General features: G+C 48.0%; 17 protein-coding genes and 1 pseudogene. 8 read left to right on the top strand and 10 right to left on the bottom strand.

Going from position 1 to position 11,282, the window contains the following annotated elements; translation table 11 throughout:
* Positions 1-47 precede the first annotated feature (47 nt).
* Together BLP80_RS13335 and BLP80_RS13330 are read right to left on the bottom strand one after the other, a co-directional pair.
* Entirely contained in the window at positions 48-770 is a 723-nt protein-coding gene (locus BLP80_RS13335; protein ID WP_218120458.1) for a type II toxin-antitoxin system HipA family toxin, read from the bottom strand.
* Positions 760-1,098, bottom strand: a complete 339-nt coding sequence (locus BLP80_RS13330) for a helix-turn-helix transcriptional regulator (protein WP_090544025.1) — start codon at positions 1,096-1,098, stop codon at positions 760-762. The genes BLP80_RS13335 and BLP80_RS13330 overlap by 11 nt, the downstream gene beginning before the upstream one ends.
* Before the next feature lie 260 nt (positions 1,099-1,358).
* Here BLP80_RS13330 and BLP80_RS13325 point away from each other — a divergent pair, with 260 nt between their 5' ends.
* Positions 1,359-1,712, top strand: coding sequence for a metallophosphoesterase (locus tag BLP80_RS13325; protein WP_143002303.1), 354 nt, complete (start codon positions 1,359-1,361; stop codon positions 1,710-1,712).
* Between the two features lie 185 nt (positions 1,713-1,897).
* Here BLP80_RS13325 and BLP80_RS13320 read toward each other — a convergent pair whose 3' ends face one another.
* Complete coding sequence (locus BLP80_RS13320) at positions 1,898-2,215, bottom strand: hypothetical protein (protein WP_090544021.1); 318 nt, start codon at positions 2,213-2,215, stop codon at positions 1,898-1,900.
* Between the two features lie 210 nt (positions 2,216-2,425).
* On the opposite strand from BLP80_RS13320, the gene BLP80_RS13315 reads away from it, so the two are divergent.
* The 5 genes from BLP80_RS13315 (at position 2,426) to BLP80_RS13290 (ending at position 6,822) form a co-directional block, all read left to right on the top strand.
* Positions 2,426-2,773 (top strand): hypothetical protein, encoded by a 348-nt coding sequence (locus BLP80_RS13315; RefSeq protein ID WP_090544019.1) that lies wholly within the window; start codon positions 2,426-2,428, stop codon positions 2,771-2,773.
* Between the two features lies 1 nt (position 2,774).
* A complete protein-coding gene (locus BLP80_RS13310; protein WP_090544017.1) occupies positions 2,775-3,296 on the top strand; it encodes a hypothetical protein in 522 nt (173 codons plus the stop codon).
* Positions 3,297-3,392: 96 nt separating this feature from the next.
* Positions 3,393-4,274, top strand: coding sequence for a GNAT family N-acetyltransferase (locus tag BLP80_RS13305; protein WP_218120457.1), 882 nt, complete (start codon positions 3,393-3,395; stop codon positions 4,272-4,274).
* 1,010 nt (positions 4,275-5,284) lie between these two features.
* Positions 5,285-6,055, top strand: coding sequence for a hypothetical protein (locus BLP80_RS13295; protein ID WP_090544014.1), 771 nt, complete (start codon positions 5,285-5,287; stop codon positions 6,053-6,055).
* 83 nt (positions 6,056-6,138) lie between these two features.
* Complete coding sequence (locus BLP80_RS13290; RefSeq protein ID WP_090544012.1) at positions 6,139-6,822, top strand: HEPN domain-containing protein; 684 nt, start codon at positions 6,139-6,141, stop codon at positions 6,820-6,822.
* Between the two features lie 365 nt (positions 6,823-7,187).
* Here the strand turns inward: BLP80_RS13290 and BLP80_RS13285 are convergent, their stop codons facing one another.
* From BLP80_RS13285 to BLP80_RS15335, 5 genes are all read right to left on the bottom strand, one after another.
* The gene (locus BLP80_RS13285) at positions 7,188-7,904 is read right to left on the bottom strand and encodes a hypothetical protein (RefSeq protein WP_090544010.1); all 717 of its coding nucleotides are present in this window, start codon (positions 7,902-7,904) and stop codon (positions 7,188-7,190) included.
* Positions 7,905-7,940: 36 nt separating this feature from the next.
* Positions 7,941-8,264, bottom strand: coding sequence for a toll/interleukin-1 receptor domain-containing protein (locus BLP80_RS13280; protein ID WP_090544008.1), 324 nt, complete (start codon positions 8,262-8,264; stop codon positions 7,941-7,943).
* A gap of 212 nt (positions 8,265-8,476) precedes the next feature.
* Complete coding sequence (locus BLP80_RS15745; RefSeq protein ID WP_176754374.1) at positions 8,477-8,653, bottom strand: hypothetical protein; 177 nt, start codon at positions 8,651-8,653, stop codon at positions 8,477-8,479.
* Positions 8,654-8,805: 152 nt separating this feature from the next.
* The gene (locus tag BLP80_RS16725; RefSeq protein ID WP_090544027.1) at positions 8,806-9,015 is read right to left on the bottom strand and encodes a transposase; all 210 of its coding nucleotides are present in this window, start codon (positions 9,013-9,015) and stop codon (positions 8,806-8,808) included.
* Positions 8,919-9,137 (bottom strand): hypothetical protein, encoded by a 219-nt coding sequence (locus BLP80_RS15335; RefSeq protein WP_143002302.1) that lies wholly within the window; start codon positions 9,135-9,137, stop codon positions 8,919-8,921. Before BLP80_RS15335 ends, BLP80_RS16725 begins: the two co-directional genes overlap by 97 nt.
* Here BLP80_RS15335 and BLP80_RS13270 point away from each other — a divergent pair.
* A complete protein-coding gene (locus BLP80_RS13270) occupies positions 9,137-9,280 on the top strand; it encodes an NAD(P)/FAD-dependent oxidoreductase (protein ID WP_256325106.1) in 144 nt (47 codons plus the stop codon). The genes BLP80_RS15335 and BLP80_RS13270 overlap by 1 nt on opposite strands.
* Positions 9,281-9,337: 57 nt before the next feature.
* On the opposite strand, the gene BLP80_RS13265 is transcribed toward BLP80_RS13270, so the two are convergent.
* Together BLP80_RS13265 and BLP80_RS15975 are read right to left on the bottom strand one after the other, a co-directional pair.
* Complete coding sequence (locus BLP80_RS13265; protein ID WP_090544006.1) at positions 9,338-10,309, bottom strand: glutathione S-transferase family protein; 972 nt, start codon at positions 10,307-10,309, stop codon at positions 9,338-9,340.
* Between the two features lie 123 nt (positions 10,310-10,432).
* A complete protein-coding gene (locus BLP80_RS15975) occupies positions 10,433-10,618 on the bottom strand; it encodes a hypothetical protein (RefSeq protein ID WP_218120456.1) in 186 nt (61 codons plus the stop codon).
* 290 nt (positions 10,619-10,908) lie between these two features.
* Between BLP80_RS15975 and BLP80_RS13255 the strand changes: the two are divergent.
* Positions 10,909-11,235 (top strand): annotated as a pseudogene (locus tag BLP80_RS13255) (transposase); the annotation flags it as partial.
* Positions 11,236-11,282 lie beyond the last annotated feature (47 nt).

Raw genomic sequence — 11,282 nt, 5'->3', positions numbered from 1 at the left:
TTCCTCATCATTTATATCCGTTTTGTATGACATCTCTTAGCTTACTATCAAAAAATCCTTGATTCTAATGGAAATCGTTTTGCCAGACAGCTTCTTACAGGTGCAACATTAAGACCCGCCAATGCGGCCAGATGCATGGCGATAAACTCGGCCTTAACGACACTGTACAGGTCGGCACTCGAAGAAAATTTGGCGATGTATTTTTTACCTTCATTCTGGACCAGAGCTTTTGGGCGCGCACCACCGATGGAGCTGCCGTGAAAAAGCGCTTGATCAAGTTCCAGCGTGAGCGGCACGCCTTTTTCAACCCGCTCGGCAGAATCAATCAACTCTTCCATGTTCACATTGTACGCAAAGCGGGGCACATATTCAGTTGGCGAGCGCTGAAAATCCAGCGCGCCAATACGGTCAGAACCGGATTCCAGCAGATAGGTGAGTTCATCCAAGCTGGCTGTATCCGTACCAACACCTTTGAGACCCAGCTTTTTGTTGATAATGACACGCCGCCCCCAAGCATCGGGCGCAGCATCTCGAATACAGCCGGGCATGCTCAAGCCTTCTGGCAATGGCAAGACGCCTGGCTTCAAAGGCAGTTCCGGTTCGTAAATCGCAATTGCCGGTTTTGTGTCACGTACTCGCTCCAGATAGCTTTTGCCATAGTTGAACAGAATATGACCGTTATCAGCCTCAAGCCGACCTGCCACGACGGGCTCGGTCTCGTCCGGCAACCATATCCAGACATAAGCTTCTTTATCGCGATCAGAACTCATCGTGGACAACCCTGGATTTTTTGCGCACGGATTTCGGCAAGAGCGCCAGCTTATCCTCGGTTTGGCGGATATGCTTGCGCAGGGTGAGTTCATCAGAGTCAAACAACTTAACACCAACGATAGTCGCCACTTCGAATACAGCGCCGATCTCGCATTTAAGATCACCTTTCTCGATGCGTTGCAAAAGTCCTCTGGAAATGCCCGCGCGGTCTGCAACGTCCTGAGAGGTTAATTGACGTTCTTTGCGGGCGGCACGGATCAGTCCGCCAAGGAGGGAGGATGCTTCACGGGTGTATCGTGAGTAGGTTCGTGTAATAGACTTTGGCATTATTATAATTTGTTCTACATATAGATCACAAAGCATGCTTATGATCTTTTTATGAACCACGCTAACAAAAACCAGGTATTCTGTCAAGACAATATTGATCTATATATGAATCATAAGACTGCATAATGGTCTATATATGGATCATTATGTTGCACGCCATTGCTTGATCTGCTTTTTGCTGTACGAGCAGTGTAAAGATAAAATCATACAAACTTGTATCAGGCGTATAAAAACAATCGGCCTATTAAAAAGTAGGACGCATAATAAAAATTATCAGCTACAGTGATTTACATCTTGAATTTAAGTCCGGCTGGAAAATGCCGGAGAATATTGACGCCGATTTAATAATTTTGGCAGGCGATATCATCACGTTTCAGAATTATTCTCCCCTAACCAAATTTCTTACAGGCTGGAAAAAACCCGTACTGTACGTTACAGGCAACCACGAATATTACACCCGGACGCCAAAAAACAGAGAAGAAGAAACCTTCAAAAAGTGGCTTGTCACTCGCCATCCGAATGTAACGCTCCTGCGTGATGAGTTTGTCAGCATAGACGGTGTACACTTCTTTGGCGGAATGATGTGGACGGATTTTGACGGTGGAAATGCATAGGCCATGAAGATTGCTGAGCGACAAGTCAATGATTTCAGGTTGATCAAAAATCCGGATTCCTCATCTTTGAAGCCCGCGGATACGCTCGAACTTCATGATCGGTACATCAAGGAACTCCTGAAATGATTTGAAGCTGATATGCGACGATCAAATGATCGGCAGCACGCGAATTATTTCAAACCAGCTTAGCTATCCTGATCATCTAGGTGGATTCGAATGCGCTGGTTTTGATGAAAAGGGTAAATTAATTGAGGTAATCTGAAATCCGCATGAAACTTATCCCAATTCCGTTGCGGGTAAGTGGGTGTAATGAATTGAGTGTTCTTCGGGAGCGGGCATTTTTGTTCAGCGCTACACACGCAAGCAAGGGGGAGAATCCCAGCAAATCCGCTATCTGACACAGCTTGGCGGCGCGTTTCAGGATCTGACGGACAAGTCCGATCTTGGCCGCCCTTGATCCGCTTTCGGCCAGAACCACCAGCCAGCCAGTCAATTTCTTTCATTAAATCTCCGATAATCTGGCTAAATAATATGAGACAGTCTGTACTGTCATGATCTTCAGATCTGCATCTCGTTTTATTGAGGATGATATGTAGTTAGCAAACCTGATAAGCATAACGACTCTGTTGCTGTTAATACCAAAAGTATGGAAGATATACGGAAACTATATAATTACTTGTTAGGTATAAAAATCACCACCAAAGGAAATAATCATGGAAATATCGGAGATAGAAGAAAGGCTGGATGCCGCTATAAGCCAATGGATGGAACTAACGGAACGACAGCAACAACCATTTCGTTTAACCAATGGTGCAAAGCAGGCACTCGTTCAAATGGTAATCAATATCGAGAAAGACCCATCACCACATTGGGCTGACGTAGATCTTGATTCTGTGCAACGATTTGCGATATCGATTATCCCTAACATCCTAGTTGATATGAGTAATGGTTACGGTCACTATCAATCTCGTTGGCGTAAAGGCAAGATTAGTTCGTGGGAAATTTGGCATAACATATCATCGGCATTAGACAGATGGTGTCCGGTGCCAAAGGATATTTAGCATGTGCCAATCGGGCGATAAAAGTCATGTAGAAGCGTGGAAGTCTCTAATAGAACTTTCAAAAACAACTATATCTATAGCTTCTGCCATTTTAACAGCGCTAATCGGTTTTTATGTGCTAAATCAGGAATCTATTAACGCAACAAAACTGAACTACCTGGCACCACTCCTGTTGATATTTTCTATGGTAGCAGCCATGTACGGCTTCGGCCGTGCCATACGTGCAATCAAGACTGGTAACTCAGAAACAAGCGGGGTCGTATTAATAAACGTCTCGGTACTCTTGTTGGCTGCAGGAGTTCTTTCCATATCTCTGATCGATTATGACAAGAGCGGATCTCTGGATAGAGTACTATCCGACATTGAAAGAGAAACCAAGACACTGAAAATCAAGCTCACTGCCAGTAACATTAAAAAAGTTGACGTAGTGAACTCCGATTATTTAATTAGCTATGAGTCAGCGGGTAAAATTACGATAGTCACATACTCCGGAAAGGAAAACAGGATTATAAAATTAGAGTGATTATGCCTAACAATCACATCAAATACACTTCCTATCGGTCGCCGGACGCTCGTTCCTTGCGCCATTTATGTGTCCGTTAGTCCGTTAGCATACCAAGTGGCAATACTTTCCCAAGATATAAAAATGCGAAATAAAAACTTTACAATTAAAACAATGGATAGAGAGGAAATTGATATTGCCATTGATTGGGCAGCAAAGAAGAGTTGGAACCCAGGACTCCATGATGCCGACTGTTATTACACAGCAGACCCAACTGGTTTTCTCATTGGCTTCCTAGACGAAGAACCCATCGCCACAATCTCTGCAATCAAATACAGTGAATCCTTTGGCTTTCTCGGGTTCTACATTGTCAAATCAGAATATCGTGGTAAAGGGTATGGTATTCAACTTTGGAATGCTGGCCTTAAATATCTTGAAGGGTGGAATATTGGTCTTAATGGAGTTGTAGCCCAGCAAGACAATTACAAAAAATCTGGATTCAAACTAGCCTATAGCAATATTCGCTATGAAGGACACGGTGGTGGCGGCAATTCCCTTGAAAATGCTGAAATTGTGAAACTGTCCACATTACCTTTTGAAACCATTGATTCATACGATCAACCATTTTTTCCGGCAAACAGATCTCATTTTATAAAATGCTGGACAAGCCAACCTGACAGCCATGCCTTGGGCATCATGCAGAGCGGAAAACTAGCGGGATATGGTGTGATTCGTGCTTGCCGCACCGGTTACAAGATCAGTCCTCTTTTTGCGGACAATCCAGAATTAGCCGAATCTCTTTTTTTGGCTTTAAAATCCACGGTGAAACCGTCGGAACCAGTTTATCTGGATACGCCAAAAGTCAATCAGGCTGCTTTATCATTGGCAGAGCGTCATAATATGAAAGTTTCGTTCGAAACCGCAAGAATGTATACGGGCGAAATACCTAAAATTCCGCTAAATCGACTTTTTGGTGTGACGTCCTTTGAAATCGGTTAGCCCAGGTTTGGCGACCAATTAAACTTAAAAATGAAAGATGTTTAGAAAGAGTTCTAATACTGAAAGGCCTAAATCGGTATGGCAGTCAACCAGAACAGGAAAAAGAAGCTTAAAGGCTATACCGTTTGCAGTACAAAGGTATCAAGTCTTGCGATGCAATACTCTCTTTTTGCATTTGTTGCAATGGGTGAGTAGCTGCGACACTTGCGCACCACAGCCCTCGCAGAACCGGACTTGGAGCGTTACACCATCCGGCTCCCAGTCTAAGTCATCCACAATGGTTTAGGGTATAAACAGCAGCTCTATTGGATTGCTAAGCAATCCAATTAGCGCCGTGTATTGCCCTTGCGGATTGTTCCGCGCCCATTGTGTGAAACGTTCAATTGTGGTTGTCATGCTCATAGTCCGCTCGGTGTCGGGGCATGTTTCCCTTGACCGTTATCTTAAACCGACTCCCCTTTGCTCCAGCAGCGTTACCCGCCTTCATCGCTAACTATGGGAGTCTCCGACTTCCCAGTATCTCCGCTTCCGTCCTCGCTGTTTAGACTTGTTGGGAAGTGCGCTTATCATCCAAGCGCCGATCTTGGGATCTCCTGGGTTACCGCATATTCTCAATATATATCAAATTCGAAGCGGCCTACGATCCCGGGTGGATACCCCTGACTCACCTTTTACGCCAGGGGTATTGTTGCCTGCTGGCGTCTTGATACCATCGGCCCATTCCAAAACAGTCATTTCGGGACTCAACACTTTCACGGTCGGCTTTATCCGTTACCATTGCTCCTCGCCTGTTTTCGTACCTACGCATCAAGTCATCTGTTACCATCTGACCTGCAAGGCTTGATAACCGCGAGGCATAAGCTTGAGTTAGTCGCGTCCCTAACCCAAAAGACATAATCTATTTATCATATTTGTGGATCTAACAAAGCTAGTTATGATGAAAGCTAAATCGACGTAATTCTATAAAACATAAGGAAATAATATGCAACTTACCTACCGTTGGAGAAACTATGGCGCAACCTGAGAAAAAGACCTTTAGTTCCTCCCGCTGGTGGGAGTTTTACGCGGTGCGCTATGGCATGGGCACAGTGGTTGGCGGAGTTGTCTTTTTCTTCCTCTGCAACACCAATCCCACGTTGAAGCCAATGCTCTTTGGCGCAGAGGCCGGAAAGATAGATGGCCCTTTGCTGACATTGTTGGCGGGTTATGGGTTGGCCTATTGCTACATTGCAAGCGCCCCAATTTTGGTACTCCATGCGGGGCGGTTCTTGCTAAATATTGGCCAAAACAGCAAAGCATCAATTCGGCGTGTTCTACTTCTCTTCGTTCCGCCGCTGGTCGCAACACTTGCATTTTTCTTCACTTGCACCTCTACCGGCGCAACGCTCTACTTCTTCTCTTTTGTCTTTGCGCTTGCAGCCCTCGTGCTGTGGCCACAATACCTAGCCATACTGTTCACTCTATTCCGGACGAAAGAACTCCTTCAATTCTACAAGAAGTTGGCGGGTAAGCGTGACGCTGCCGAAGGCGGATTGGTTGAGTCCTACAAACACCTGCGAGAGCATGGAAATTCGTTTTCCATTGTTGTCCTCGAAATTGTTCTTGCCATCATCCTCTTCACCGCTGGCAATTTCGACTCAGCTGTAGTGGGCGCTGTCTCCACCACAAAGGATACCTACGTCCTGCCGTATATCGGAATCATTTTGCTCTGGATACTGCCGGCTGCCTTGGTATGGCTAGTTGGCACGCTTTTTGAGCGGGAGTTTAGTGATGATGCATAGCCCCAACCCGGCAGTCAACCGGACCTGCGCGAAAAGCCGCGCAGGTCCGGTTACTTCTATGTTAGGCGACAAGGTGAACAGTTGTGGAAGACAAGACATCTGATCAAAAGCGCGTTCGCATCGTTCTTCAATTCCTCCAACTGGGCTTTATCGACTACATCGGCGCAAGGACACTGCTCCGCTCGGGTCTTCCCCTACAGGGAGCCATACTCGCGTCCACTGCGGTTGAAAAATACTTCAAGGCCCTCTCAGCTGTGGCCGGTAAGCCGCTACGAGGTCACCTGCAGAAGAAGCACATCAAGCAGATTTGCGCATTCGTCCCTGACCTATTCTCCAAGTTCAACCCAGAGTTCCTCCACTTCCTAGAACGCTGCTACACGCTACGCTACGTTGACTCTCTGAAGCCTGGATTCACACTCAAAATCTTTGCACGTGAGACGCTAGCAGAACTTGATCACACAATCTTTCACACGGAGCTTCAGATCAACCTCAAATACGACGATGGCCGACGAGTCTTAACCACACTACGCACGGCCATACAGAAGAACGACTCGCGTGTGTTCGCTGATAACTATGTTCTTCATGACATCGCCAAGGCCGAGTTCCTTCGCCAGCCCGACACGGCATACGCAATTCTGAATCACCCAGACGAAGGAATACTTGAGGTCGAGTTCACCGTGTACGAAAGTCCCGCCGATGGGAAGTTCAATCGCCCAGGCATCTGGGAAGTTGCCGCCAAAGACGAGCCCCAGGGTCACCGTGGCTGATCGGTCGCCTAACCCCGCATTCGAGCGGGCGTTAGGCATAAACCTAGAATCCTCAGTTGCTATAAATAAGCTGAAAGCAAGGTGCGGCAACACTTTTGGCTGATTCTGACTGTTTTGCTAAAATTTCACCCAACTGGTGATGATAGAAATCACCCAAAACACCATAATCTACTGGCCCCTGGGAAGATTAAGAGACTTCAACTGAGGAAAATAGGTTAATCTATCAAGTCTTTGGGGACAGGTCTAGATTCTATAGTCTAGACCTGTCTCCGTTACGTGCCTAGTCTAGAATCTAAACCCGTGCCCGTTACGTGCGTCCAAGACCTTGACCTCGTGCTTTTCTTTCTATCATTCTCTGCTTGAATTTAATCCGATTTCTTCAGGATAATTGGAATATTGGCTGTTTCCGGCCCACTTGTCACTGAAAGCACTAGGCTTTCAGCGGTATCGGGCATTTCAAAGATGACATCGCTTTCTTTGGCGCTTCGGGCATCCACACCGTCGTTTAACCAGCTTGTCGGCGCCCGCGGTACGCCGTCTATCAGCAGCCGAAATGAGGCGCTCCAAAATCCTAAATCCAATGGACCTTTATTGGTTAAGCGTATATAGAATTTCAAGGTAAATCTTCCCGCATTCCGGCTGTCGACCTGCGCCGCTAGGATTTTGTAGGTTCCCTCCCCTCGATTATTTTTAAGGGTTACTTCAGTGCCAAACGGAAAAGTGACCGAGTACCGTGTCACGCGATCGTTGGCTAAGGTCTTTGTCGCATCGGAAGGCAATTTTGCCTTGGAAGGCTCGGTTGTCTTTGTAGACGTCGCGGAAGGCGCAGTTACCGCAAGTCGCTTGGTGGTATCCTTGTCGGACGACGAGAATACGAATGCAGGCTTTTCTTTGTTGCTTAGAAGCCCGATCTGATGGAGCGTCACAAGCAAGCCCGCCACGGCAGTAATAATGCCTGCCGTAGCTGTCACCAAACCTGATATGGTCTTCCACCAGCGCCGGGACCGCAATTTTGTATTCGTTGGCATTTGTTTTATTTGGGTCGGGGCACTGCCACCGAGGATGCTGGCAACGGTCTTCAATAATTGATCAAACTCAGAATGAGGAGAGATGCCCAGTCAATCGGAAAGATCTGCTGCTTCAATTCTCTTGAACTCAAGGGGAATTTGGGCTTTGTCGATCAACACCGGGATTAGAATTCCTCGCGCCGCGCCCTCTGCTGCTTCCGTTTTCACCCAGCGGGATGACACAGAGTCCTTAGACCAGAGAACAATTACACATCGGGCCGAGTTCAATGCAGTCTCTATCGTCTCATCAAACGACTTTCCGGGGGAAATCTCGCGATCCCACCACACAGACCAACCCTGCCGCGAAAATACCTCAGCTAGAAGCTCAGCTCTCTCCTTGTCTGCTCTTGCATAGCTAATGAATATATCACTCATACCTCAGTGGCGTAATTCTGCTTTGTAATGATGCGATACTGTGAAAAAAGCTTCGCAAGTGCTTTCACGGAAAAAGGGAAGCTACCCTTTATTGCTCTCTTTCTTCACCCCTTGGACGCCCTAAAGGACGATAACGCAATAATCTACCCGCAATCTTTTCCAATCCTCGAATAAAATTTTCCTCCCCCGCAAGGCAAACCTTTTTCGATATTTCACCGCAACAATTCAAATTTCCCGGGATCATCGCCTTCCGCCAACCATGACGACCAATTCGAAATTTGATCGCATTGTTTTTTCCACTCAGACTTTTGACTCAAGATCGCATCTTCCTTTAACCCACAATGCGCCGCGGCACTCGACCGGGAATAATCTTTCGCTTTGGTGACCATTTTTTACTCGTACTGGATTCCGTTCGACATACCGGATGGCAGCCCATAAATAGGCATCTCCTAAGGGTGATGAAAAAATCGCCCTTGCCATAAATGGCCTTTCCACCCCCCTGCCCGGTTAATTCTTTGCGCATAGCGCATGTGCAACAGTTTTAAAACTCTCTGCAACCCATCATCCATCTCAGGAACTGCAATAAAAGGTGGATGTGATTCATCATCAGGCAGTACGCTAAAATATCAACACGGTATTTATCACAGTACTCTTTTAACCAGCCGAGATAGGCGCTTCGGTTGTCATCGGTGAAAAAACATTTTCTCGTCGATTTCCACGCCGCGTGATGTGCTGCGGTATGCCGGCAAATACGGTTCTACTTAATCTTGGCATGTAATAATTATAGCCAAGCTGTATAAAAAGAGTAGCATCCCCTTTCCCGCAGGCGGCTTGCCCAAAGCATTTGTGATGAGCGGAACGACAGCGGGCCATTGGCCAACTTGTCCGATACCCGGCTCGCGGTGCTGGCCAGTGCCGTCAATGGCTGGCATGTCAAACCGGTTGGCACTGAAGGCTATCGGACGGCCGAAGTGGTGGATGTTACCGGTCACCTGGGCGATTTCAATTTCCAGTGAACCTGGTTCTCGGGTTATGTGGGCGGGTGAAGATGACTCTCAAATTTCAGGATATCGTCATGTAAACAGTTGCTCGCGATTGTGTGGCCGGCTGTAGTCGATCTCCGGCCCTTTGGGGATGATGCGGGTCGGGTTGATGCTCGGGTGACTGTAGTAATAATGGGTTTTGATATGCCCGAAATTGACGGTCTCGGCGACACCTGGATACTGATAGAGATCACGCAGGTAGTTGGATAGGTGCGGATAGTCCTCGATGCGCCGTTTGTTGGCCTTGAAGTGGCTGTAATAGACTGCGTCGAAGCGCAGCAGAGTGGTAAACAGACGCCAGTCGGCTTCGGTCAGTTGGTCGCCGATCAGGAAACGGTGCTTGCCCAGAATGGCTTCGATCTCGTCCAATGTCTTGAAAAGATTGTCGTAACCGCTTTCATAAGCCTGCTGGGTGGTGGCGAAGCCGGCCTTGTAGACGCCATTGTTGATGTCGTGATAGACCACTTCATTGACAGCATTGATCCTGCCGCGCAGGGCCTCGGGATAGAAATCCTGATCGTTGCGTGTGATGTCGTTGAACGCGCTGTTGAACATGCGAATGATGTCGGCTGATTCGTTGCTGACGATGGTGTCGCGCTGCTTGTCCCATAACACCGGCACCGTGACCCGGCCCGTATAATCAGGTTTGACGCGGGTATACAGCTGGTGCAGGAAACGCAACGCCGGGAAGGGATTATCCTGGGAAACCTCGCTGAAGACCCAGCCATGCGCCAGCATTTTGGGATCAACCACGGTTACGCCGATATGCGCCTGCAAGTTTTTCAGATTCCGGAAAATCAGGGTGCGATGCGCCCATGGGCAGGCCAGCGATACAAACAGGTGGTAGCGGCCAGATTCTGCCGTGAAGCCGTCTACGCCGGTCGGTCCGGCGCGCCCATCCTTGGTGATCCAGTGGCGGTGTTGGGCATCTTCGCGAATGAACTCGCCTTCCCGAGTTTTGTACCACTGATCATGCCACTGTCCATTGATCAATATTCCCATATATTGTGTCCTCCGTAGTTGATTAAAGGGCGTTCTGGCGTTTGCGGTCGAGTGAATGTTTGCCTGCGCCTTGCAACAGCAGTACCAGGCTGGCGGCCAGTAATGTCAGCGCATATCATGCCATCAAGTAACCGGGCGAGAGGTTGATCGAGGCCATCCACTCGCCCGTGGCTTCGAGCCCATAGCCGCCGAACCAGCCGAAGAGTTTCTAGGCACCATGGCAATTACAATGCTGCCAACAGTCACACGGAACAACAGCATGGCGAGATCGGTTTTGCCCTGAGTGTTTAAAATTACTGATGTTTTCATGGTAGATCTCCTTTTTTAGGTATTTTTAGCGTAGTAATCCGCTGGTGGTGGCAAGGCGCGCAAAAAAACAAGCGGCATCAGAGCTCGAGGGGTAAAGTTGGAATGTCGCGCTGGAGAAGACCGACACATCACTGGTGCTAATCCGCCCGTTTTTTAGCGTGGTCATGGGCCACATCGGTGACATTGATGACATTGGTGAGTCCGTGGTAGCGGGCATCCCGTTTGAAAGAGTGAGTACAACGACGAACCCGAACCCGTGCGGCATTCCGATAGAGATGATGGAGGATGCCATGGCAAAGCGCAAGCAAAGTAAATTGGAGTTAACCCACCCGAATGCGGCGGGGATTGATATTGGTTCTGCGAGCCATTTTGAGGCGGTACCACCGGATAGGGATGACGAGCCGGTACGGGAGCTCAAGCGTTTCACCGCAGACCTGAATGATTTAGCGGACTGGTTGGAGGCCTGTGAAATTGACACTGCAGCAATGGAGTCGACGGGGGTATACTGGATTCCGCTGTATGAACTTTTGGGGTCGCGAGGGTTGACTGTGTATCTGGTAAATGCGCGGCACGTTAAAAATGTTTCTGGCCGGAAGTCGGATGTACTGGACTGCCAATGATTACAGCAACTGATGAGCTTTGGGTTGTTGTCCGGCGCTTTCCG

The sequence above is a fragment of the Nitrosomonas sp. Nm132 genome, from assembly GCF_900100485.1.
Classification (GTDB): Bacteria; Pseudomonadota; Gammaproteobacteria; order Burkholderiales; family Nitrosomonadaceae; genus Nitrosomonas.
Note: the sequence above shows the minus strand (reverse complement) of the source record. Positions and strands in the feature narration are given on the sequence as shown.